Here is a 20,770-nt window from a genome sequence, read left to right as displayed (position 1 = left end):
GTGCCCAGACACATGGCGGCAGTGGCGGATACTGGGCTTGCGTTGGAGTGAACTCCAGGACATAGCGTTGCCGCATGAGCACACAGGTCGCCTTCGAGGTGCTGGACGATACAGACGCGAGCCTCGGCATCGCGGAGGTCGCGCGCCTGAGCGGACTGAGTCAAGACACCCTCCGCTGGTACGAGCGTGAGGGACTGTTGCCTGCGGTGCGCCGGGGACCGGATCGTCGCCGCCAGTACACGCGCAGGGACGCGGCACTGGTCGAGATGCTCGCGAAGCTCCGTAAGAGCGGGATGCCGACGGAAGAGATGCGCGAGTTCGCACGCCTGGTCGCCGGCGGCGCCACCACCCACGGGCGCCGCCTCGCGATCCTCGAAGCCCACCGCGATCGCATCCACAGGCGGCAAGCGGAGCTCGATCAGCACCTCGTCTCCCTGGAAGAGAAGATGACCCATTACCGCTACCTGATCGGTGCAGGCCTCGACTGCGACGGACGCCCCGTCCCGCCCGAAGTCGCCGCCGTACAGCCCCTCACCGCAACAGAAAGAGAACAACGATGAATGCTCCAACGACGCTTCTCGGCGACGGTCTGACCGTCAGCCGTCTCGGCTTCGGCGCGATGGCTTTGACCGGCGTGTACGGGGCCAGCACCCACGTGGAGAATCTGGACGTGCTGAACCATGCCCTCGATGTCGGGGTCACGTTCATTGACACTGCCGACATCTACGGTGACGGTGACAGCGAACGCACCGTCGGCGAGGTCGCGAGGACCCGCCGCGAGGAGATGACGATCGCTACCAAGTTCGGCATCACCGGCTCCATCGCGAACAAGACCATGCGCGCCCGCAACGACCCCGCCTATGTGCGCGAGGCCGTCGACGCCAGCCTGAACCGGCTCGGGATCGACACGATCGACCTCTACTACCTGCACCGCCGCGAGGTGACCGTGCCCATCGAGGACACCGTCGGTGCGATGGCCGAGCTCGTGGCCGCCGGGAAGGTCCGCCATCTGGGATTGTCGGAGGTGACCGCCGACGAGCTGGAGGCCGCTCACCGGGTCCACCCCATCGCCGCCGTGCAAAGCGAATGGTCAGTCTGGAGCCGCGACGTCGAACGCGCCGTCGCACCGACCGCCGCCAGGCTCGGGATCGGTTTCGTGCCCTACTCGCCTCTGGGGCGCGGATTCCTCACCGGAGCCCTGAGCGACCCCGCCGTCTTCGCCGGTGACTGGCGGGCAGGGCTCACCCGGTTCACCGGTGACGCCTTCGCCGCCAACCAGACCGTCGTCGCAGCACTGAGGGGGATCGCCGATGACCACGACGCCACGCCCGCGCAGATCGCGTTGGCCTGGCTGTATGCAGCGGGTGACCGGTTCGGCCTACCGGTCGTTCCCATCCCGGGCACCCGCCGCCCGGAACGCATCGCGGAGAACGCCGCCGCCACATCGATCGTCCTCAGCGCCGACGAACTCCACGTCCTCGATGACCTGTCGGCTCAGATCATGGGTGAACGCTCAGACTTCGACGACCCGAACTGGACCAGCGACACACGCGAACGCGCCGACAAGTAACTGGGTGCGCCCCAACCGCCGACCCGAGATGTCGCGTGATCTGCTGGTGGACGTGCTCAGATCTGGCGGTCCACCCGGGAGGCAACGAGCGGGATGTAGTCCTTGTCGCGCTCGATGGCGACCACTCGGCACCCAGCCATGAGGGCGGCCTCCACGGTCGTACCGGAGCCAGCGAAAGGCTCAAGCACGCTCCCGCCGGGCGGGGCGAGCAGGGTGACGAGCCATCGCATCAGTCCCAACGGCTTCACCGTTGAATGTGAGACTCCGAATGCGCGGGGCCGTTGGGCGGCATTAGGTTTGTGCTCGAACCGGAAGATCGGGAATTTCCGCGACAACGACTCGCCCTGCCACGTCCCCGTCAGCACATCCAACGCCTCCGCCTGCCCCGGATCGAAGGCAACGTTCGTCGGCCACCGATCATCAGCGAACCGCGCCCCGTCGATGTTGATCCCACCGACACCGTGAGTGAGGACGTTTCGCACCATTGTGCCCTCCGGGGGTTTACGGGCGATGACGATCGGCTCGAACGCCGGCCGCAACCCCGTGCCCCACCCTTCCCACCGCTGCGCGTCCTCCGTCACCGGGGTGCCCTTCGAGACGACAACGCGAGTCGCGCCGAGCACCCCGTCGCGGTCATCGGTCTGCACAGTGCGATCGGTGCGGTGCACGCCATGGTGCTTGTCAATCGCGTGCGAGAGATCCATGCTCTTGGGCATCCCGGTGGTGTGCAACCACGCGATCTGGTCACGGATCTCGAACCCTGCACTCTCGATACCGCGCACCATCCGATGCCACGTGCGTGCACCGCCAAACGCTGCAACATGTGCACCGGGCTTTAGTGCGTGCAATGCACCCGCAGCCCACGCCGTGCACCACGCCTCGAACACCTCCGGTGCACTCATCACGCTGGTGTCGACATCGTGCAGCGATTCCCGGAACCCGGACGCGTCGTCCCACGCGTGGCCGTTGAAGCCGAGCCCATAGGGCGGGTCGGTCACCAGCGCGTCGACACTCCCCGCGGGCAAGAGCGGAAGGAACTCGACAGCATCGCCGAGGTAGACGGTCGCGCGGTCGTGGGCGAGCACCGGCGCCGGAAGCGCGGTCAGACGGCGACGGTTCGGTGATGACGGATCGGACATGGGCGGAGGGCTCCCTGCTGTTCGGGCCCTGTCCGCCCTCTCGTGCGACGAACAGGATCACCCAGCAGGTACGAGGCCACCCAGCCCACCACGCGCCCGTACGAGCCCACGTGGGCGGCTCCTACCCAGGCGCGATTACCGCGTCCTTGCCATCGAGCCGGTCGGCTTCGCGTCGTTGCCTTCCAGCGCAAGGCTATTCCCACACACGACCGGCAATCAGCGCCAGACGATGATGAATCGCATCTGATGCGATCCCGTCACCGGTGTTGGCTGCGGCCTCGCGTGCCGTTCTCCCTTGGAATCTCAGCGATCTGGCGGACGTAGATCGTGGCCCTCGCGGATGCTCGTCGGACATTGTTTCTCTCCCTCCGTCTGTGACCGGGGCTTTCTGTTGCAAATCGCATCTAATGCGATAATCTCGCATCAGATGCGGTCTTGCGAGAGGGAGCGACGTGGCCGGTGACGAGGGTGCTCTGGCGGGTTCGGCCCGGCTGGTCCTGCTGGACGGGGTCGCGTTGTTGCGCCCGGACGAGCAGGTGTTCGAGGCGATGTTGGAGGGTTGGCGGAATCAGGGGCCCGCCCGGAATTTCGCCCGCTCGACGGTTCAGGCGCGGGAGCGGCAGGTCCGTGCGTTCCAGGCGCACGCCGCGACGTTCCCGTGGGAGTGGACGGCGTAGCACGCGGACGAGTGGTTCGCGGATCTGCGCTCGGTGCACCATTGCACGCGCTCCACGGTGCGCGGCTATCAGGTGGCGGTGCGCGGCTTCTGCTCGTTCGCACTCGATCCGGCATATGGCTGGGCTGAGGAGTGCATGCGCCGGTTCGGCACGCACCCGGTGCAGATCCTCACCGACGTCAACTCTGCGCAGCACGTGGCGGACGTCGAGTCGGAGCCTGCGAAGCGGCCGTTCACTCGACGCGAGCTGCAGGACCTGTTCGACTACGCCGACGAGCAGGTCGCGCTGAAGCGATCCGAGGGAAAGAAGGGCTGGATGGCGGCGTTCCGGGATGCGACGATCTTCAAGACCGCCTACGCCTACGGCACGCGTCGCACCGAGACGCAGATGCTCGACGTGTCTGACTTCGGCCGCAACCCGGAGGCGCCGGAGTTCGGCCGGTTCGGGTCCGTGCACGTCCGGCACGGGAAGGCCAAGCGCGCCGCGCCGCCAAAGCGTCGCACGGTGCTGACGGTCTGGCCCTGGGCGGTCGAGGTCCTCGAGCAGTGGTTCTCCGAGGTGCGCCCGCTGTTCGGCGCCGACGACAATCCCGCCGCCTGGCCTTCCGAGCGGGCACCGCGGGTGAGCGCGGCGCTGCTGGATCACCGGATGGCCGACTACCGGGAAGCGATCGGCCTGGACCCGATCCTGGACTTCCATTCGCTGCGCCGTTCCTACGTCACGCATCTGATCGAGGACGGCTGGGATCCGAGGTTTGTGCAGGACCAAGTCGGGCACGAACATGCCTCGACCACGTCGATCTATACCGGGGTGTCCTTGGACTTCCGGATCCGAACCCTGCGGCGGTCGCTGGACCAGATCATCGCCGACGCGGTCGGCACCGTACCGAGGGAGGAAACGCGATGACCAGACAACGGCGGAAAGTGTCCTACGAGTGGCGGCTGCGGGAGGTGATGGCTGAGCACAAGACTTACGCGACCACCGAGCTGGTCCCGTTGCTCGCTGAGCGCGGCATCGTGCTCTCGGCCTCGCAGGTGCACCGGCTGGTGACCGCGACCCCGGAGCGACTGTCGCTGCCGGTCCTCGCCGCGCTCTGCGATATCTTCGACGTCACCCCTGCCGAGCTGATCCCGACCGACGCGGTCAACGTCGGGGTCCGCAAGATCGCCGCCGGCGACCGGCCCGCGAAGCCGACGGGTATCGGCGATCTGCGTCCGGTCCGCGCCCGGATCATTCGCCCCGGCGAGTGACCGCGGCCGATTCCGCCAGTGAGGGCACGCGCTGCGTGCGCTGCGACCGCCGGGTTCGGGATCGGCGCGAGCAGTCCGGCAAGACCGATGAGGTCGTCCTGGTCTGGATGCGCCGGTGGCCGGACGGGCTGATCTGCTCCGGGTGCTTCGCGAAGGCGATGGAGACGTACGGGATCTGCGAGAGCTACGGCACCGACCGGCTCCTGCCCGGCATCGGCCCCGACGGGCAGCGATGGTGCACCGACTGCGCGGGAGGACTGGGTGACTTCACCTGCACCCGCTGCGGCCGAGAGGGATGGCGCGAGTACGCCGGCATCTGCGGGCGGTGCGTTCTGCAAGACCGCGTCGTCGAGATCCTCGATGACAGCACCGGCAGGGTCCGGCTCGAGCTGATGCCCCTGGCGGCGCTGATCCTCCGTATGAAGCGTCCCCGTTCGGGCGTCCTCTGGCTCAGTCGCCCCGAGCCGCAGCGTGTCCTGCGCGCCATCGCCCGCGGCGAGGTTCCGCTCACGCACGAGGGCATCCACAGGTTCCCCGAGCGCCGATCCACCGCCTACATCCGCGACCTGATGGTCACTGCCGGGATTCTTCCGCCCGTCGACAAGTCGCTGTTCTACTTCGAGCAGTGGTGGCGCGGCTGGCTCGACGAGCTTCCGGATCCCGAGCAGCGCAAGATGTTCCGGCTGTTCATCACCTGGCACTATCTGCGCATCTTCCGGGCACGCATCGACGCCCGCGGCGAGCTCGGCTACGCGGAGCCGCAGCTCGCCAGCACCAGCTCCGCACTGCCGCCGGGTTCGTCGCTGGCCTTGCTGAACAGGGACGGAGTCTGGCTGACACCACCCAGGCTGATCTTGACCGTCTCTTCGCGGAGGGAACGCCCCGGCTGCGCGACATTCTCAAGCCGTTCCTGCGCTGGGCGATGAACACCCGGCGGATGCCGAGACTCGAGCTCCCGCCCCACGTCCAGCGGTCCGTCATGCTCCTGACCCAACAGCGACGGATCGAGCTTATGCGCCGCGTCCACGATGGCGACGGCATGGACCTATCCGACCGGGTTCTTGCGTTGCTCGTCCTGCTCTACGCCCAGCCCCTGACCCGCATCCAGCAGCTCACCGTCGACGACATCGGCATCGACGAAGACGGGCAGGTCCTGATCCGTCTCGGTGACCCGCCGACTCCGGTTCCCGCGCCGTTCGACGAGATCATCCGCCAGCACGTCGCCGCCCGTCGGAACCAGACCACCGCAGCCAACATCGCCAGCCCGTGGCTGTTCCCCGGGCGCGCGTCCGGGCGCCCGCTGCACACCACGTCCCTGCGTGACCGGCTCCGCAGCCTCGGCATCCCGAACCTCAGTAACCGTAGCCGCGCGATCCGCGAGCTGCTGCGCGAAGCGCCACCGATCATCGTCGCCGGAATGCTCGGCTACAGCCCCACCGGCAGCGAGCGGATCGCCACCGAGTACGGCGTTGCCTGGCACCACTACGCGCCGCTAGGGAAGCCCGCCCGGCGCCCGCCCCGACTCAGCGAGTGAGGTGAGATCACGGCGCGAGTCGACTGAGGAGAGAACGGTAGTCGGGTCGGTCGCCTGTCATCGTTATTGAGTTCGGCGTGTCGAGCCGTCGGGGTCGAATATGCGTGCGAACATCGGCAGAGACAGAGAAGCCCGAGATGCGGGTCCAATCCGTCTCGGGCCTTCTCGAACTTGGCGGTTCTCTACAGAAGGTAGCTGAACGACGCGGGTGCACCAAGCGCCACGCCGACTTCGGCGGCAACTGGGGCGGCTTGGGTGTCTACGGAGAGACACATCGTGACCAAGAAACGAGAACGCCGGAACTGGAAGGTTTTCCAGCGGTCGACCGAGAGCAACGCGTATCGTCCGCAACCGCCCAAGGCGCGTCCGGATGAGCTCTGGGAGCGGATCGAAACGCTCATCGCGAGCGAGCCGCCGACTGAGGCTGCACCGGCGTCGGCTGCGGAGCCGATGACTCCCGCGGCGAGCACGCAGAAGCGGAAACGTGGAGCTGCCCGTCGGCGTCAGAGACGACGGCGAGTTGTCCGCACGCTCGACGTTCTCGGATCTGTGGTTTGGATCGTGAGCCTCATCAAACTGTTCGTCGGTGACTTTGACCGGCTTCTCATCTCGTCGATCGCTCCACAGCTGGTCTGGCTGCTGGACATGAGGTGGCTCCTCGTCCTGGGCCTGTTTGCGCTGATTCTGATCCTCCTTCGCGCACGCACGCTTGGGATCGCGGTCGCCTACATCGTCGGGTTTCCCCTCGTGATCCTCTTCTGGAAGATTCCGAAACTGCTCATCATACGACGCAGCACCCTCTTGGTGTCGAGCCTGGCCGGCGTCGCCACGGGATTCCTGTCACGCGCGAAGTTCTTCATCGTCGCCCTCGCAATCGCCTGCCTCTCAGGGACCATGATTGTCACGGGCGAGACACCACCGGTCGTCCTGGCGGGGATGGGCGCAATGCTGCTCGTCGTCATCTGGTGGCTGACGGTGACCGCGATCGACCTCCTCCACACGAGCGCGTTCATCAAGGCACAAGAGCGAGTCATTAACTGGATCTTCGGCTTCGAGCTCATTGAACGGTTCGTCACCCCCGAACAACCAGACGCGCTGGCGCTGAAAGCGTGGTCGGTGGACGACGCAAAGAAGTTCCGCGACACCGCGGGATTCGCGCTCATCGCGCGACGCGCGCTGCTGTTCTGGGCAAGCGCCGTGGACCAGTACCGACGCGGACCCGCCGTAGTCGTCCTCAACGCAGTGCTCATCGTGCTGCTCCTCGCGCAGGTCATCGGCGCGTTCGCATTCCTCAACTACGGCGTCTTCGTCGTCGATCCGACCCAGTTCGCGTTCACGGTCACCCCAGACGCCTGGACCTTCGTCTACTACTCCACCGTGGGCGCATACTTCGGCGAGATCTCTGTGCTCGTACCGGTAGGTGGACTCGCCATCGCGGTGAAGCTCCTGAACGGCATCATCGGGTCGATCGGCGTTCTCACGATCATCGGCTCTACTCTCATGGGATTCCGCGCAACACGATCCGACTCGGAGTCGAACACCGCCGCTCGAGCCCTTCGCCGCAAAGCCGACGAACTCGAATCTCTGTCGGAGCAGCAGTTCCAGATGTCGCTGCAGGATCTGGAACAGCAGCTCGTGGCTGCCGGCTGGGGGTTGATCGGCGTGGTCACCTGGTTGAAGACGAAAACTCCCGTGACAACGTCGGGCGCCGAGAGCTGAGGACATATCGAGAGCCGAGCGGGTCTTCATCGTATCGTCCCGGTCCTGCTCCTCGCCCTTGTGGTCGAGACACGCTTCTTCCGGTTCACACATGCTGATGCGATCCCCTGGTTAAGCAAGTGCGACAAGCGTTGGGGTGCTCGGGAATCGAGGCGTGGAGGCATCGAGACCGCCGTCGGCTTGCCGCATCAGCAGCCATGACCAACGAGTTCGCAACCGCGACAACGAGGATCATAATGCAGCCATGACTCGCTGTCTTCGCGTCAGAAGAGTCGGCTCCGCGAGTACCTAACCAGGAACACGCGACCGCTTCGGAGACACATACCGGTCGAGCGATACAGTGAGGATAAATTGACACGCTCGTCGCGCCGAGGAGCCTGCAGAAGCCGAGGGAACGATGCCATCGAATCGTGAGTCGCATGCTCTCCTCTCTGTAGTGCGATGCTCTGTCCACGGGCAGATCGACCTGGATGATGTCACTCCGGGCACACAGATCATCAAGCGGTTGGTGGTCTCTGCCCCCATACAGCGGCTGAGGCGAATCAAGCAGCTGGGGTTCGCCTCGTTGGAGTACACGGGTGCCGATCACAGCCGGTTCTCTCATGCGGTCGGGACGATGCATGTCACCCGGACGATCCTCGCGAAGCCAGGCGAGAAGATGTATCTGAATGCCGTGGCCGAGGAACTCCGTGAAGACGTGAGATCGCGCGAGAGCGCCGAACAGCATCTCCTGGTCGCGGCACTGCTTCAGGACTGCGGCGAGCTGCCCTACGGAATCGCCACGGGGTCGTTACTGCGGCCAAACGAGGAGGTTCTCAAGAGCGTTCGTGAGCTCACGGGGGAGAATGCTGCAGACTGGCCGAGCGAGGCTGTCTTCCTTCTGGCTTGCCTAGATGAGCTTCAGAGCATACTTGACGATCTCGACATCGAGGTTCTCGCCTACCTCATGACCGGCCGCTACTGGAAGTCTCGGCGCCCGGCCTTGCATCCCGCAATGCACCTGCTCGACGGCGTCGTAGACGCCGACCGAATCGACTACGTCCGGCGAGACGCGCACCACGTTGGCCAAGGACACGTCGATGTCCGAGCGATTGTGGACAGCTTGCTGGACTTCGATGCCGAAGGTCCCGTTTGCTCCGACCCAGCACCGATCGCAAGCCTGCTCGCGCTCCGCGCGCATCTGTACTCGACGGTCTACTACTCGGCGCCAAACCGCTTCCGTGTCATGCTCTTGCGCGAGTTGCTGAGCGACGTCCTCACTTCGCCCAGCAACGAAATCCGAAGCGGTGTGCTGGGCACCGAGGCTCGGGAAGTGAGCTACTCGCGGTTTCTTGAGCTCGATGACGTAGAGGTCGACAGATCCATCGCCAAGGCGAACGATCCAAACCTGAAGAAGCAGCTCGGCGACCGCGCACAGAAGGCACTGGAGGTCCTCTCCGGTACGAACAATAACTACAGCGAACGATGGCTCACAACCTCGAACCCTGCCCCGGACGGGAAATCGGTACCCTTGCCGGTCCGGGTCTTCGGCGAGATCTTCGAGGCCAAGAGCTACCCCGACCAGCGCCGTGTCCGCGTGCGCCTCGACCCGAACAGTGCACCCGTCGATCTTGAGACACTCAATGGCCCCTACTCCGGCGTCGTTGCGGATACACGTGCGCAACTGCCGATCCGCGGAGACGTACTTGTCTTCGAGCCGGCACGTTTCCGCCAGCCGAAGGATTACCGGGACGCACTCGCTGCCGGTTGGCTTGGCGCCGGCATCCGGGCTGGCCTCATCGCCGGTGGCGGGATCGCACACACTGATACTCGCGACACGCCCGAGTTCACCGGTCCTGCGATCTTCATCTCCTTCTGCACGGATGATCACCTCCTCGTCTCCGCGCTTGTTGGCGAGCTGTACCGACGAAAACGCCGCTACTACTTGATTGCGGGCGCCTACCAGGGCGTCGGAGGAACTCCCGGCAACAATAGTGAGCGCGCGCCGCGCGAGACAGATGCATGCATCATGGTCGTCTCACCTGCGTACCAGAAACGGATCACCGAGCAGACCACTGGCAACATCGCGAAGGAGATGGCGGAGGTCAGGGGGCGCAGGGAGAATGGCCCCTACCCGCTTGTCGCTCTGTCCACGACGTCCTATCGCAATCTGGATTTGATGCCCTGGGGGCTCCTTGGCTTTCCCGATGAGCCGCCCTTCGTCGGCTCACCACTAACTGCCCTCGACTTCCCCTCCGTTTCCCAGGCCATCGAAGCGGCGCTCACACGCATCGATGCTGACGCAGTTCAGCACGCAGGATGAGTCAGATCACGCGCATCGCATTGTGCGGCCCGCCCGGCGCAGGCAAATCGACTGTCAGACGAATCTCGGAGCACCTCGCCGGTGAACTCGACCTCGTCGTTCACCACTTGCGCCTCGCGGATCCCTTGTATCACGCGCAGGGCGAGATTTACCGGCTCTCAGGTCGCCCCCTTGCCGACACCGGGCTTCAGGATGGTCGGCTGCTCAATCTGCTCGGCGTCGAGATGCGGCGCATCAATCCCAACGTTTTGGCTGACCATGCGAGAACTCGTCTGGTCGGCATCGGGCAACTGCTCGACTCTCAGCCGGGTCGGCACGCCGTGATCTGCGATGACATGAGACCGCCAGACGCGTCCTTCATGCGTGAGCTGGGGTTCGCTTTCGTGGAGGTCGGCGTTCCGCGCGATACCGCCGTCCAACGCCGCTTGCTTCGCGGCGACATGACACTAGGGGCTCCGGACGATCCGAATGAGCTGGGTCTTGAGTCACTCGAGTTCATGGCCAGGCTCGACAACGGTGGTTCTCTGGACGATTTGACTGCGAGCGTCCGCGCTTTCTGGAACAGTGTGTTGGTGTGATCCTCACAGGTCCCCAGATCACCCGCTGCGTCGCTGACGGCACGATCACGATCGATCCCTTTGACCCTGCGTCGGTCAACCCGAACAGTTACAACTATCGGCTAGGCGACACTTTGCTCGTGTCGCGCGACGAAGTCTTCGATGCTGCACGCTCGCCGACATGGAAAGAGTTCGAGATCCCGGAGGAGGGATTCACCCTGCGGGCGGGCAGGTTGTACCTGGCCAGCACGTTGGAGACCATAGGGAGTTCGGAGTATGTCACGTCGCTGATCGGTCGTTCGTCGTTGGGTCGTCTGGGACTCTTCCTGCAAGTCACCGCTGACCTCGGTCATGTTGGCGCCGTACATCGTTGGACTCTTGAACTCCATGCGGTTCAACCGCTGCGCATCTATAGGGGAATGCGGATAGGACAGGTCAGCTTCTGGGAGTCTCGAGGGTCGGTGCTGCGGTATGTCGGCCGCTACAGTGACTTTTCCGTACCGACGCCGAATCTCGGCGGACTCGTCACTACAGGTCGGCCGGCATGATCCTGACAGGACCAGAGATCGCCGCGCAGGTCCACGCTGGGAGAATTCACATCGATCCGTTCACTGAGGATCGCGTGAATCCCAACAGCTACGACTTCCACCTGTTGGACCACCTCATCACCTATGATCACGTCGAACTGGACACGGCGATTGCCAACCCAGCCCGGCGCGTGCCGTTTCCCAAGTCAGGACTTGTCCTACGACCCGACCGGGTCTACCTCGGAGCCACGCTCGAGGTCATGGGGAGTGAGCACTATGTGCCCATCATCAGAGGGAAGTCTTCGCTGGCACGACTCGGGCTGTTTATCAACATGACCGCTGACCTCATCGACCTTGGCTCTGTCAATCGGTGGACTCTGCAGCTCCATGCGATCCAGCCCCTTCGAATCTATCCAGGCATGCTGATTGGACAGGTGACGTTCTGGGAGCCGACTGGGCAGCGAGTGCTCTACCAGGGGAAGTACCAGGGTTCGATGGAGCCGCGCCCCTCTGAGTCATATAGAGATAACGCGCCCCCCGCTGCCGCTGCTGGTCGCCTAGAAGTGGGAACGGGCGGAGCGGGCCAATAGCCTCGGCCTGATGACTGGCTTACTGAGTCGACACGCACAGTAGAAGGCGACTCGATCCGGACCGCGGCAGCCAGCTTTGACGAACTCGGGAGTCCGGAGTGCAGCGAGAACCTGCCGAGTGCGGTAGGTGATGGTCGAGGAACTCGTTATTCAAGTTCACGTCACGGCGCCAGCCGAACGGGATCTATTCGATCAGATGTCACAGGCCGCCCCGGTGCTGGGCGCGATACTCCCCGACGCGATCGATGCTCGCTCTGTGCGTCAGCTCCGTGCGATCTGCTGGGCCGTTCACGTCACGATGAGGCTGCCCCCGCTGGCGGCGGGAACGAGCGTTCGAGAGAGCTGAGGAGGCTTGCTAAGCGATCCGCCGGGGTGATGGAGGGCAGGAGGAACGCCCAGCTTCGGCGTAGACGTGCGGCAAGGTCCCGTCGATTAGTCAGTCCTGCGGAGACCATCTGGACTCCGGTGAACGTGGCGACCATGTGAGCAGCGACGTCGTGTATCGGTAGATCAGCGCGAAGATCCCCCTCCTCGCTCGCCTTGCGCAGCGCGAGTTCCACGCTCTCGATCCATGTCTTGTAGGGAGCGTTGACAGCTCGCGGCAGGCCGGTACGTTCAGTGGTCAGCACGATCCCTGCCTGAACAATAGGGTCGGATCGCATCCGCTTCGCAAACGATGCGGACACCGCGAAAAGCACCTCCATAGCGTGGTCGTTGGCGTTTGTTGCTTCGCCGACGAGCTGTTCGATGATCTGCTGGTAGTTGTCGATCACTGCGAGAGCGACTGCTTCACGGGTGGGGAAATGGAAGTAGAATGCCCCGTTTGTGACCGTGGTCTCGCGAGCGATCTGGGCGAGGGTTGCCGTGGCATAGCCGTGTTGGGCGAACGCCTTCGCCGCGCCCTTGATGATTGCCGTGCGCGTGGCAACCGCCCGGTCCTGCGGTGGCTTAGACCTTCGTGGTGTCATCCGTTGCATCCGTTCCATTCGCTGCGTGCAGATTCAGTATCTCGGCTCGGGCACCCCGGCTCTGATCCGAATCATCGTTGACTGCTTGCCGGGAGAAGGAACCACCATGCGGCTCGCATCTGATGGTCGCCACACCATACAGTTGTCTCTGTTTCGAGCGGAGGAGCGACATGCGTGTGTTGGTGCTTGGGGCAGGCGGGTTTATCGGATCTCATACTGTTGCCGCGCTCGTCGCTCGTGGCGACGTCGATGTCTCTGCTGGTCTTCGGAACTCGGTATCGGGAGGTGTTCTTCCGCGTGGCGTTGATCTGCGCGTTGCCGACGTGCTCGAGCGCGACGGCGTCACCAGCGCGCTTGCCGATGCTGACGTGGTTGTCCACGCAGTGTCCTATACCGGCAGCGACCCCGACTTGGTCCAGGCAACCAATGTCGAAGCTACGCGGAATCTCCTCCGAGCTCTCTCCAATCGCCCGAACGTCAGGCTGGTGTTCGTCAGCACCACTTCCGTGTACGGCACCGGTCCTCATCGGGGTGCCGTGGAGGGCGAGCTGTCTCTGCATCCTGAGTCGCCGATCAGCGCCGCTCGAGCGGCCGCCGAGCAGCTGGTGCTGGAAGCTGGCGGCAAAGTCGTGCGAGCCGCGCCTGCGCTCGGGATCGGGGATCGCTGGTTCGGCCCCGCGCTCCTGCGTGGCGCGAGCGCGCTCGGCGGTCTGCCAGGTGGTGGGAGGTCGCGCCTCTCCGTCATCCCCGCGAGGTCTCTCGGCGTGGCGCTGGCAGCGCTGGCCGCTGGCTTCGACAGTGTCGACGGCCAAGTTATCCACGCGGTTCATCCGCGTCCGATCACGGTTGCGGGCCTCGTCGAACTGCTGACCCAGGGCAACGGATCGAGTGTGCCGACCGAGGCGATTCCTGCGGATCAGGTCGCACGCCGGGCGAGCGCCCTGGGGTTCACGGATCATCAGCTCGCGCTGATTTCCATCGACCACTGGTACGACAGCACCGAGCTCAGTGCACTGCTGCCTGGCGAGCCGGAGCTGTCGCTTACTCCGGAGGAACGCGGCTGGTACGCCCGGTTTCTCTCATAGTCGCCGTAGCGCGACCGTGGCTATGCGGTGCGGACACGGGCGACTATGTGCGGGCCTTGCTGCATCTCGGTGACGACGTGACCTCTGAGCTCTTGCGCGTGCACCTGAACTTCATCGTCGAGCTCGGCGAACCGGTAGCACTCCACGGCGATCGAGGCGTCGGGCTCGCCGGCGGCGAGTTCGGTGTGCGCAGCGACGGCACCTCGCGCGAGGAGCATCCCGGGGATGTGATCGGTGGCATGGTCAAACAGGAAGCGGTCGTGGCTGGGCCAGCCCAACCGCGCGTTGACCTCGCTCACGCCGATGTTCACATCTCGAAGATCCGCAGTGGTCGCCTCCTTAGGGACAGCAGGTTGCCGTACCAGCCTTCGTCTCAGCAGGCGATATGTCTCGGGGGTGAAGCACTTCAGTTCCCCGGACCCGACGGCTATCGCTTCTCCGTGCAGCGATAGATCGGTTCGCGCCACGAGGCCTGAGACCTGGCCCCTCCGCAAGACGACGTCCTCGACCGTGACGATCGCCGTGGGCCTGAAGCGCTCGTCGAGATCAAACCCGCACGGCTCCGAGAGCCACTGGAACCTCGCCTTCTGCAGCGTGTAGGCCCAATCGATGGGAACGTTCGCGTGGAGGTGCCCGATTGCGAGACCGAGCTGCCGCACGATCTCCAGCCCGCTGATCAGGGGCACGGTTGCGCGGCCGCGTGCGTTGGAGCTGTGCCGGTGCGGAAGATCGATGCCGAAGGCCCAGGCGCCCCCGGATCGGGGCGAGGCCCAAGCGAGCAGCACCTCGTCAGCGACGCGCTTGTGCACGAGGCTCTGCAGCGGCAGGAGCGTTGGCTCATCGTCGCGGCGCCCGCGATGGGCATCGCGTGGCAACGGATACGTCTTGATCAAGGTCTGGCCTCACTGTGGTCGTGGCGGGGACTACCGGTCTTTGAAGAAGCGGAAGAGATGGCGCTCTCGGATGCTCGTCACGGCGATGGCTGCGCCGATGAGCGAGGAGCTCACCCCGATGAGGGCGACCTTGGCGCTGGTGAGGAAGACCGGCGCGAAGCTTCCCGGGTCCTGTCGGGCAACCACGGCGAGCACTGCCGCGGCTACGAGCGCCCCCGTGACGGCCCAGACGAATGTCTCGACGAGCGCGGTCGCCAAGGTGCTGGCTTTGGTCGCCCCGGCGTGCAGGGCTCCGGCGTACTCAAGGCGACGGACGCGGCTCGCGGTATAGCCGAGCAGCAGGGCGGTGAGCGCCCCGAGCAGCGGCACCCCGCGAGTCAGCCGGGCGAGGTACTCGGCGTTGCCGTCGAACGTCGTGCCGTGATTCTTGTTGACCTGAGAGAGGTTTAGCGGAGTCGTAGAGGCGACGTCGACCGTCGCTGCCGCACGGAGCTGATTGTCGGCGGCCTGCGAGGTCGGCCAGATCGTCGCCCAACACTCGTCGAGCGCAATCTCTGAACGCGTGGGGATGAGCACCGCATAGCCGAGCCGGCTGTCCCTGCCGTCGTCGGGCCAGGGAAATGTGCCGGCGATGGTAAGAGGGCCGGCCGTCGTGGCGAGAATGGTCCCGGGGGATGCCTTGAGTGAGTCGGAGAGTGGCTCCGAGATCCAGACGCCCGCTGGCTGTCTGGAATCGAGTGCAATCACGTCGGCGAAGCCGGGAGTGACATCGAAGCTGGGGACGCTGCTTCCGGGCATCACCGAGAACGTGACGGGCCGCCCGGCCGCCAGGGCGCCGGCGGCACTGACGGGCGAGGCAGCGGTCAACGCGTCGCAGCTGTCCGCGTCGATATGGCCCTCGGCGACCAGCGTGCGGATCGCTGCCCCGCTCTCGCGGAACTGCTCGGCTCTGGTCTGGAGTGTGGAGATGGTCAGAGTGTCGGCGAGAGCGAGTGTTCCGACGAGGCCGGCGAACAAACCCGCAAACAAGAGCGCCCGGGTCGTCCCACTCGCCAGGTTTCGCCAGGCCTCACTGAGAATCGTCGACGTCCTCACGATGCGACTGCTTCCGTGGCGGGCGCGTAGTCGGGCATGTCGATCACGCGTGTGCATGCCGCACGTGTGTCGGGGTCGTGGGTGGCGATGACGACGATCGCGCCGCTGGCGGCGATACCTCCGAGCGTCGCGTTGACGGTGTGGGCAGTACGGATATCCAGCTGGGCGGTCGGTTCATCGACGAGCAGCAGGTCCGGGGCGCTGGTGACCGCGCGGGCAAGCATGAGTCGTTGCGCTTCACCCCCTGACAAGGCCCGGAACGGCCGGTCTTCGACATCGGTGAGCCCGAACAATGCCATCGTTTCTCGCGCCCGGGCTTCGGCCGTGCGACGGCTCAGGCCCTTCGTCAGCAGTGGAAAGGCCACATGGTCGATCGCGCTACGCCGCGGCACACCGTACGGGTTCTGGAAAACGCAGCCTGTGCGTTCGATGCCGGTCATCGTCAACGTCCCGACCGCGGGGCGTTCCCATCCGGCGAGGATCGACAACAGCGTGGACTTGCCGCAGCCCGAGGGGCCACACACGCCGAGGACGTCTCCGGGCGAGAGCACGAACGACAGTCCTTGAAACAGCGTGGCGGTTCCGGCGAACCGGTGCGCAAGGCCGTCCGCTCGGATAATCCGACCCGTCGGCGCCTGTGGACCGCTCATCGGCAGGTCTCCGCCGTGATCGCGCCGCCGAGCGCCACTTCCGTCGGGGCCACCCTGTCGGCGTACTCGTCGACGGTCACCAGACTTGCCCCGAGGGCGGAGCCGACCACCGTGACGGGGAAGACCTCCTCCCCGGACTGCAGGCAGGCGCGGTCATCCTCGATGCCGAACAGTGCGGTGGGCGGCACTTTGAGCGTCTCCACCGGCTCGGTGAGAGCGATCGTTGCGGTCAGGCTGGCCGGGTCGGCCGCGGCGGCCGCCGCGGCGTAGTCGCGGGTCTGCATGACAGCCTCAAGGAAACCGTCATCAACAGCCCGACCGTCCTCAAGGGGCGCGGTCTGCCCCCACAACGTCAGCGACCGGGCACCGGGAGCGAGGGTGCCCGGTAACGTTGCGGCGACGGCGGTGAGCCGGCCAGGCACAGTTCCGTAGCCGGTGCCCGCCGCGGCCGTCGACCCGAGCAGCGCCGGCCATGTGTCAGGCGTCACCATCTGTGCGGGAAGCCAGACGGCCTGTGCAAGTGGCAGGTTGCCGTCTGGTCTGACCGCACCCGCTCGGGTCTTGAGATCCTTCACGGCGGCACCGGTCACCCAACCGTAGTAGCCATCGCTCTCGATGTCGTAGCCGAGGCGCGCGAGCTCATCCTGGAGCGAAGCGACGTCCGCGCCCCGGCTGCCGATGCTCAGATCCCGGTACAGCGGGACCGTGGTGTGCAGGGCGAGAATCGGCACCTCATCAACATCGAGCGGGCTCGACCCTGAGGCGAGTTCCTGTCCCGCGGCTGCGCGCAGAGCGGTCACCGTACCGTTCACGTTGGAGACCAGGGGCGTCGCTTCGGTGATCGCGAGGGCGATCGGCACGGTTCGCTGGTCATCGAACTGTTGCTGCTGGACCGGGGCGGAGGTCAGTTCCGCACCGGGCCGCAGATCGGTCGGAGGCTGTTCCGGCGTGAGGATCGTCGCCCCGATCGCGCCGGCCCCGATGGCTGCGAGGACGGCGAGGATCGCGAGTGAGCCAGTGATCCGCGGGTGCGCGCGAGAGGCCATCTGCGTGCTCACCGCTCGTTGTAGTCCGGCGGCGTGTAGCTCGGAACAGTGTCCTGGCACAGGGCCTCGGTCCCCGCCTGCTCCGCGTCGTCGCCGGGCACGACCGGTTGTCCGTCCTCGCCGAGGTCTTCTTCGGTGACGGCATACTGCGCGGTGCCGTCCGGGCCGATGACCGCGTTCAAGCCGTGCTCATTAAGGCAGTCGACATACTCGACGGTCGCTTCGTCCGCGGAGACGGATGCGCCCGGATCGGGTGGGGTGTTTGACCCGCCGCTATCTTCCCCGCCATGATGGCCCGGGCTAGCCGACGTCGTCGGAGGCGCGGAGGAGTCGTCCGGCTCCTCGGAGCCGATTGTGCCAGGGGCGCAACCGGCGAGCAGGATCGCCGCGAGCAGGATGGGCCCGGCAAGGAAACACTTCTTCATGAACTTCTCCGATCTCGCATTTATTGGACGGCGACGGCGTAGCCAGCGTTGAACAGGCAGGTGTTGGCCTCGGTCGAGGTGACGTCGAAGGTCGCATCCTGGAACCCGGATTCGAGATCCGCGTCGAAGTCGTCCGTCGTGTAGGAGGCGTCAACGAACCCGGCCTCCAGAAGGCACTGGATTGCCACAACTCGCTGGTCGGCGTTCAGATCCGGATTGCTCTGCTGCTGGATGAACATCGCCTCGATGCGCATCGTGGTGCCGTCAGCGCAGTCGGCGGTCTGCTCGCCGTACTCGTCGACAGCGTCTTGCCCCTCCAGAGGGGGCGGCGTGATCCGGTACACGCCGTTCGGTTGCTTCGTCCAGGTGTCTTCATAGCCCAGGTCGGAGACGCACTGTTCGTACCGGTTGAACGCCTCGTCGTAGTCGGATTGCGGGATCTCGCCCGAGTCGATCGCGCGCTCGAAGACGTCACGTTCGAACTCGGACAGATTCGGATTCTGGAGCTGTTGCTCGAACAGCTCGGTGAGACTGCCCGCGAGCCTCTCCTGGGCGGTGGGTGGTGCTGTTTCTGGGGCGGTGCTGGCGCACGCGGCCAGCACGAGTGTGCCCAGCAGAAGCATCGACGTCGCGATGCCTGCCGAACGAACGGTGGCTGCTCTCACGGTCTGTCCTCTCTCTCGGGTCCGGCCGTGTCCGATGGCGAAGATCCAATCGGAATGGCTGGCAGAACTAGGTCTACGAGGGTGCGAATTAGGGCCGCGCGAGGTCGCGCCTAACGGGCGGCTAACGCAAAGGACGCGATGCTTGACTGGCAGCACCACTGGCCCGCTGGACGACGGAAGGGAAGTGAAGATGGCTCGACTGCTCGTGGTCGAAGACGATGCCGACCTGTCCGAGACGCTGCAGGACTCTCTGCGTATCGACGGATTCCACGTTGATGCCGTCGCCGACGGGACCCACGTCCTGCCGCTTGTCGACTCGACTCACTACGACGTCGTCGTCCTCGACCGAGACCTGCCCGGCATGAGCGGTGATGCGATCTGTCGTGCGCTGGTAGCCCAACGCACACCGACACGGATCCTGATGCTGACTGCAGCAGGCGGCCTCGACGACCGCGTCGCGGGGCTCGATCTCGGTGCCGACGATTATCTCGCCAAGCCCTTCGCATACCCGGAGCTCGTGGCACGGTTACGGTCCTTGACCCGACGCAGCGAAATGCCGTCCGGTCTTGTGGTCAGCCACGGCGAGGCCCGACTGCACACTGCACAACGTTCGCTCTACATCAACGGGCTGCCCGTCACTCTCACCCGGAAGGAGTTCGATGTGCTCGAGACCTTGCTGCGTGCCGACGGAGAGAGCCTCCCCACGGAACGACTGCTCGCGGCAGCATGGGACGAGCCATTCGAACGCACACACGGCGCCGTCCGCGTCGTCATCCACTCGCTACGGAAAAAGGTCAGCCCCACGATCACCATCACCCACATCGCAGGACGCGGCTACCGCGTCGAGGAAGCAACGTGAACGCTACCACTAGGAGTCCGTGGGGATTCCGCGGCAGACTCGCCCTCTCCATCGCCGGAACCTTTGTCCTGCTCGGAATCGTGCTCGTCGGCATCCAATTCCTCATCCTGTTCCAGAGCTTCCAATCAGTCATCACCTTTGGCACCAACGGCGCAGCAGTGGACACCTCCGGAACGGTAGGCGATTGCGCGACCGCTCCCTCCGACCTCACCTGCGGCAACGGCGGTGCCACCGACCCGATGCTCAACTACGGTCAGGCGCTCGCCGAAGACGTCATGGGACGCTACCTCGGATGGTCCGTAGCTCTCCTCGCCGCCTTCGCAATCCTGGCTGCCCTACTGGCCTGGATGCTGACTCGCAGCCCTGCGCGGAAGATCGCCGGAATCTCCGCGCTCGCAGGCGACATATCCGAGCATGACCTCTCGCATCGTCTCGACCTCCAAGGCCCGCGCGACGAGATCACCGACCTCGGCGACCAGATCGACACGATGCTGGGCCGCCTCGAGGAAGCATTCGCCAGTCAGGAGCGCTTCATCGCCAACGCATCCCACGAACTCCGAACGCCCATCACCGCCACCCGGGCAGCACTCGAAGCCCCGCTAACGCAAGGCCGCGTTCCCGAAGAACTCGAGCCCTACATGCGCCGCGCGCTGCGCGCCAACCAGCGCATGGAAGAACTCATCACGGCGCTTCTCCTGCTTGCGCGCGCCCGCCGACTGGGCGCCGGGGACGTGATCGACGTCGACCTTGGGCTACTCGTCTCAGAGACGCTAGAGGCGCTCGCGGACCAGATCTGCGCTCGCCGCATCGCAGTCAAGATCGAGGTGCCACATGGCGCCGCAATCGTCCGGGGGCATCGCGCCTCCCTAGTCATCGCTGTCCAGAACCTGCTAAACAACGCCGTTCAGCACAACCACGACGACGGAAGCATGTCCATCGCGGTGGCCTCGGATGGGAAGCACGCAACGCTTACCATCGAGAACACTGGACCGGCCTACACCGCGGACGAGGCTGACGAGCTCCGCCAGCCGTTCAACCGCGGAGTGTCCACTCGCAAAAGCGGAACACCGGGGACGGGGCTTGGGCTGTCCATCGTCGAGAGCATTGCAAATGCGCACGAAGGTGCCCTTCTCGTTGTGCCCGGTTCCAGGAGCGGCCTGACGGTGAGCCTGGCAATCCCGCAACTATGAGCGGAGCGAGAACGGGGCCGTGACATTCA

General features: G+C 65.2%; 23 protein-coding genes. 15 read left to right on the top strand and 8 right to left on the bottom strand.

The genetic code is table 11. The annotated features are described in order from the left end of the window. The first annotated feature begins 74 nt into the window (after nucleotides 1-74). Both ACIGEP_RS01495 and ACIGEP_RS01490 read left to right on the top strand, forming a co-directional pair. Nucleotides 75-560, top strand: coding sequence for a MerR family transcriptional regulator (locus ACIGEP_RS01495; RefSeq protein WP_396659866.1), 486 nt, complete (start codon nucleotides 75-77; stop codon nucleotides 558-560). Next, on the top strand, nucleotides 557-1,570 hold the full coding sequence (locus ACIGEP_RS01490; protein WP_396659865.1) for an aldo/keto reductase: 1,014 nt from the start codon (nucleotides 557-559) through the stop codon (nucleotides 1,568-1,570). Before ACIGEP_RS01495 ends, ACIGEP_RS01490 begins: the two co-directional genes overlap by 4 nt. A 56-nt stretch (nucleotides 1,571-1,626) precedes the next feature. On the opposite strand, the gene ACIGEP_RS01485 is transcribed toward ACIGEP_RS01490, so the two are convergent. Then, nucleotides 1,627-2,568, bottom strand: coding sequence for a DNA-methyltransferase (locus ACIGEP_RS01485; RefSeq protein WP_396659864.1), 942 nt, complete (start codon nucleotides 2,566-2,568; stop codon nucleotides 1,627-1,629). 593 nt (nucleotides 2,569-3,161) lie between these two features. Between ACIGEP_RS01485 and ACIGEP_RS01480 the strand changes: the two genes are divergently transcribed. The 10 genes from ACIGEP_RS01480 to ACIGEP_RS01435 all read left to right on the top strand — a co-directional run bounded on the left by ACIGEP_RS01480 (nucleotide 3,162) and on the right by ACIGEP_RS01435 (nucleotide 11,865). After that, entirely contained in the window at nucleotides 3,162-3,386 is a 225-nt protein-coding gene (locus tag ACIGEP_RS01480; RefSeq protein WP_396659863.1) for a hypothetical protein, read from the top strand. A gap of 57 nt (nucleotides 3,387-3,443) precedes the next feature. Next, nucleotides 3,444-4,292 carry a tyrosine-type recombinase/integrase gene (locus ACIGEP_RS01475; protein WP_396659862.1) on the top strand — a complete coding sequence of 283 codons (849 nt, stop codon included), beginning with the start codon at nucleotides 3,444-3,446 and terminating at the stop codon, nucleotides 4,290-4,292. Continuing rightward, complete coding sequence (locus tag ACIGEP_RS01470; RefSeq protein ID WP_396659861.1) at nucleotides 4,289-4,636, top strand: helix-turn-helix domain-containing protein; 348 nt, start codon at nucleotides 4,289-4,291, stop codon at nucleotides 4,634-4,636. Before ACIGEP_RS01475 ends, ACIGEP_RS01470 begins: the two co-directional genes overlap by 4 nt. Next, the gene (locus tag ACIGEP_RS01465; protein WP_396659860.1) at nucleotides 4,633-5,562 is read left to right on the top strand and encodes a hypothetical protein; all 930 of its coding nucleotides are present in this window, start codon (nucleotides 4,633-4,635) and stop codon (nucleotides 5,560-5,562) included. The genes ACIGEP_RS01470 and ACIGEP_RS01465 overlap by 4 nt, the downstream gene beginning before the upstream one ends. An 11-nt stretch (nucleotides 5,563-5,573) precedes the next feature. Further along, nucleotides 5,574-6,170 carry a hypothetical protein gene (locus ACIGEP_RS01460; protein WP_396659859.1) on the top strand — a complete coding sequence of 199 codons (597 nt, stop codon included), beginning with the start codon at nucleotides 5,574-5,576 and terminating at the stop codon, nucleotides 6,168-6,170. A gap of 561 nt (nucleotides 6,171-6,731) precedes the next feature. Further along, the gene (locus ACIGEP_RS01455; RefSeq protein WP_396659858.1) at nucleotides 6,732-7,889 is read left to right on the top strand and encodes a hypothetical protein; all 1,158 of its coding nucleotides are present in this window, start codon (nucleotides 6,732-6,734) and stop codon (nucleotides 7,887-7,889) included. A gap of 508 nt (nucleotides 7,890-8,397) precedes the next feature. After that, nucleotides 8,398-10,191, top strand: coding sequence for a hypothetical protein (locus ACIGEP_RS01450; protein WP_396659857.1), 1,794 nt, complete (start codon nucleotides 8,398-8,400; stop codon nucleotides 10,189-10,191). Further along, nucleotides 10,188-10,769 (top strand): hypothetical protein, encoded by a 582-nt coding sequence (locus tag ACIGEP_RS01445; protein WP_396659856.1) that lies wholly within the window; start codon nucleotides 10,188-10,190, stop codon nucleotides 10,767-10,769. The genes ACIGEP_RS01450 and ACIGEP_RS01445 overlap by 4 nt, the downstream gene beginning before the upstream one ends. Next, the gene (locus ACIGEP_RS01440; RefSeq protein ID WP_396659855.1) at nucleotides 10,766-11,296 is read left to right on the top strand and encodes a dCTP deaminase domain-containing protein; all 531 of its coding nucleotides are present in this window, start codon (nucleotides 10,766-10,768) and stop codon (nucleotides 11,294-11,296) included. The genes ACIGEP_RS01445 and ACIGEP_RS01440 overlap by 4 nt, the downstream gene beginning before the upstream one ends. After that, a complete protein-coding gene (locus ACIGEP_RS01435; RefSeq protein ID WP_396659854.1) occupies nucleotides 11,293-11,865 on the top strand; it encodes a dCTP deaminase domain-containing protein in 573 nt (190 codons plus the stop codon). The genes ACIGEP_RS01440 and ACIGEP_RS01435 overlap by 4 nt, the downstream gene beginning before the upstream one ends. Before the next feature lie 293 nt (nucleotides 11,866-12,158). Here the strand turns inward: ACIGEP_RS01435 and ACIGEP_RS01430 are convergent, their stop codons facing one another. Beyond that, entirely contained in the window at nucleotides 12,159-12,833 is a 675-nt protein-coding gene (locus ACIGEP_RS01430) for a ScbR family autoregulator-binding transcription factor (protein WP_396659853.1), read from the bottom strand. A gap of 170 nt (nucleotides 12,834-13,003) precedes the next feature. Between ACIGEP_RS01430 and ACIGEP_RS01425 the strand changes: the two genes are divergently transcribed. After that, nucleotides 13,004-13,918 carry an NAD-dependent epimerase/dehydratase family protein gene (locus ACIGEP_RS01425; RefSeq protein ID WP_396659852.1) on the top strand — a complete coding sequence of 305 codons (915 nt, stop codon included), beginning with the start codon at nucleotides 13,004-13,006 and terminating at the stop codon, nucleotides 13,916-13,918. A 20-nt stretch (nucleotides 13,919-13,938) separates the two neighbouring features. Here the strand turns inward: ACIGEP_RS01425 and ACIGEP_RS01420 are convergent, their stop codons facing one another. Genes ACIGEP_RS01420 through ACIGEP_RS01395 form a run of 6 tightly spaced genes read right to left on the bottom strand, consistent with a single transcriptional unit; the run spans nucleotide 13,939 to nucleotide 18,692 of the window. Further along, on the bottom strand, nucleotides 13,939-14,811 hold the full coding sequence (locus tag ACIGEP_RS01420; protein ID WP_396659851.1) for an AfsA-related hotdog domain-containing protein: 873 nt from the start codon (nucleotides 14,809-14,811) through the stop codon (nucleotides 13,939-13,941). 30 nt (nucleotides 14,812-14,841) lie between these two features. Further along, on the bottom strand, nucleotides 14,842-15,906 hold the full coding sequence (locus tag ACIGEP_RS01415; RefSeq protein ID WP_396659849.1) for a hypothetical protein: 1,065 nt from the start codon (nucleotides 15,904-15,906) through the stop codon (nucleotides 14,842-14,844). Further along, nucleotides 15,903-16,556 (bottom strand): ATP-binding cassette domain-containing protein, encoded by a 654-nt coding sequence (locus tag ACIGEP_RS01410; protein ID WP_396659848.1) that lies wholly within the window; start codon nucleotides 16,554-16,556, stop codon nucleotides 15,903-15,905. The genes ACIGEP_RS01415 and ACIGEP_RS01410 overlap by 4 nt, the downstream gene beginning before the upstream one ends. After that, nucleotides 16,553-17,614 carry a peptidoglycan-binding protein gene (locus ACIGEP_RS01405; RefSeq protein WP_396659847.1) on the bottom strand — a complete coding sequence of 354 codons (1,062 nt, stop codon included), beginning with the start codon at nucleotides 17,612-17,614 and terminating at the stop codon, nucleotides 16,553-16,555. Before ACIGEP_RS01405 ends, ACIGEP_RS01410 begins: the two co-directional genes overlap by 4 nt. Beyond that, nucleotides 17,611-18,027, bottom strand: a complete 417-nt coding sequence (locus ACIGEP_RS01400) for a hypothetical protein (protein WP_396659846.1) — start codon at nucleotides 18,025-18,027, stop codon at nucleotides 17,611-17,613. The genes ACIGEP_RS01405 and ACIGEP_RS01400 overlap by 4 nt, the downstream gene beginning before the upstream one ends. Before the next feature lie 20 nt (nucleotides 18,028-18,047). Further along, entirely contained in the window at nucleotides 18,048-18,692 is a 645-nt protein-coding gene (locus tag ACIGEP_RS01395; protein WP_396659844.1) for a hypothetical protein, read from the bottom strand. A 190-nt stretch (nucleotides 18,693-18,882) separates the two neighbouring features. Here ACIGEP_RS01395 and ACIGEP_RS01390 point away from each other — a divergent pair, with 190 nt between their 5' ends. Together ACIGEP_RS01390 and ACIGEP_RS01385 are read left to right on the top strand one after the other, a co-directional pair. Then, entirely contained in the window at nucleotides 18,883-19,551 is a 669-nt protein-coding gene (locus ACIGEP_RS01390) for a response regulator transcription factor (protein ID WP_396659842.1), read from the top strand. After that, nucleotides 19,548-20,741: a sensor histidine kinase gene (locus ACIGEP_RS01385; RefSeq protein ID WP_396659841.1), complete on the top strand. Its 1,194-nt coding sequence runs from the start codon at nucleotides 19,548-19,550 to the stop codon at nucleotides 20,739-20,741. The genes ACIGEP_RS01390 and ACIGEP_RS01385 overlap by 4 nt, the downstream gene beginning before the upstream one ends. Nucleotides 20,742-20,770 lie beyond the last annotated feature (29 nt).

The sequence above is a fragment of the Microbacterium sp. NPDC077663 genome, assembly GCF_044542795.1.
Taxonomy (GTDB): Bacteria; Actinomycetota; Actinomycetes; order Actinomycetales; family Microbacteriaceae; genus Microbacterium.
This window is presented reverse-complemented; position numbering and strand designations above follow the sequence as displayed.

What these genes read in the sequence shown, in the direction of transcription:
- ACIGEP_RS01495 (WP_396659866.1), top strand. Translation starts at nt 75, where the DNA reads ATGAGCACACAGGTCGCCTTCGAGGTGCTGGACGATACAGACGCGAGC.
- ACIGEP_RS01490 (WP_396659865.1), top strand. Translation starts at nt 557, where the DNA reads ATGAATGCTCCAACGACGCTTCTCGGCGACGGTCTGACCGTCAGCCGT.
- ACIGEP_RS01470 (WP_396659861.1), top strand. Translation starts at nt 4,289, where the DNA reads ATGACCAGACAACGGCGGAAAGTGTCCTACGAGTGGCGGCTGCGGGAG.
- ACIGEP_RS01460 (WP_396659859.1), top strand. Translation starts at nt 5,574, where the DNA reads ATGCCGAGACTCGAGCTCCCGCCCCACGTCCAGCGGTCCGTCATGCTC.
- ACIGEP_RS01445 (WP_396659856.1), top strand. Translation starts at nt 10,188, where the DNA reads ATGAGTCAGATCACGCGCATCGCATTGTGCGGCCCGCCCGGCGCAGGC.
- ACIGEP_RS01435 (WP_396659854.1), top strand. Translation starts at nt 11,293, where the DNA reads ATGATCCTGACAGGACCAGAGATCGCCGCGCAGGTCCACGCTGGGAGA.
- ACIGEP_RS01430 (WP_396659853.1), bottom strand. Translation starts at nt 12,833, where the DNA reads ATGACACCACGAAGGTCTAAGCCACCGCAGGACCGGGCGGTTGCCACG.
- ACIGEP_RS01425 (WP_396659852.1), top strand. Translation starts at nt 13,004, where the DNA reads ATGCGTGTGTTGGTGCTTGGGGCAGGCGGGTTTATCGGATCTCATACT.
- ACIGEP_RS01410 (WP_396659848.1), bottom strand. Translation starts at nt 16,556, where the DNA reads ATGAGCGGTCCACAGGCGCCGACGGGTCGGATTATCCGAGCGGACGGC.
- ACIGEP_RS01400 (WP_396659846.1), bottom strand. Translation starts at nt 18,027, where the DNA reads ATGAAGAAGTGTTTCCTTGCCGGGCCCATCCTGCTCGCGGCGATCCTG.
- ACIGEP_RS01390 (WP_396659842.1), top strand. Translation starts at nt 18,883, where the DNA reads ATGGCTCGACTGCTCGTGGTCGAAGACGATGCCGACCTGTCCGAGACG.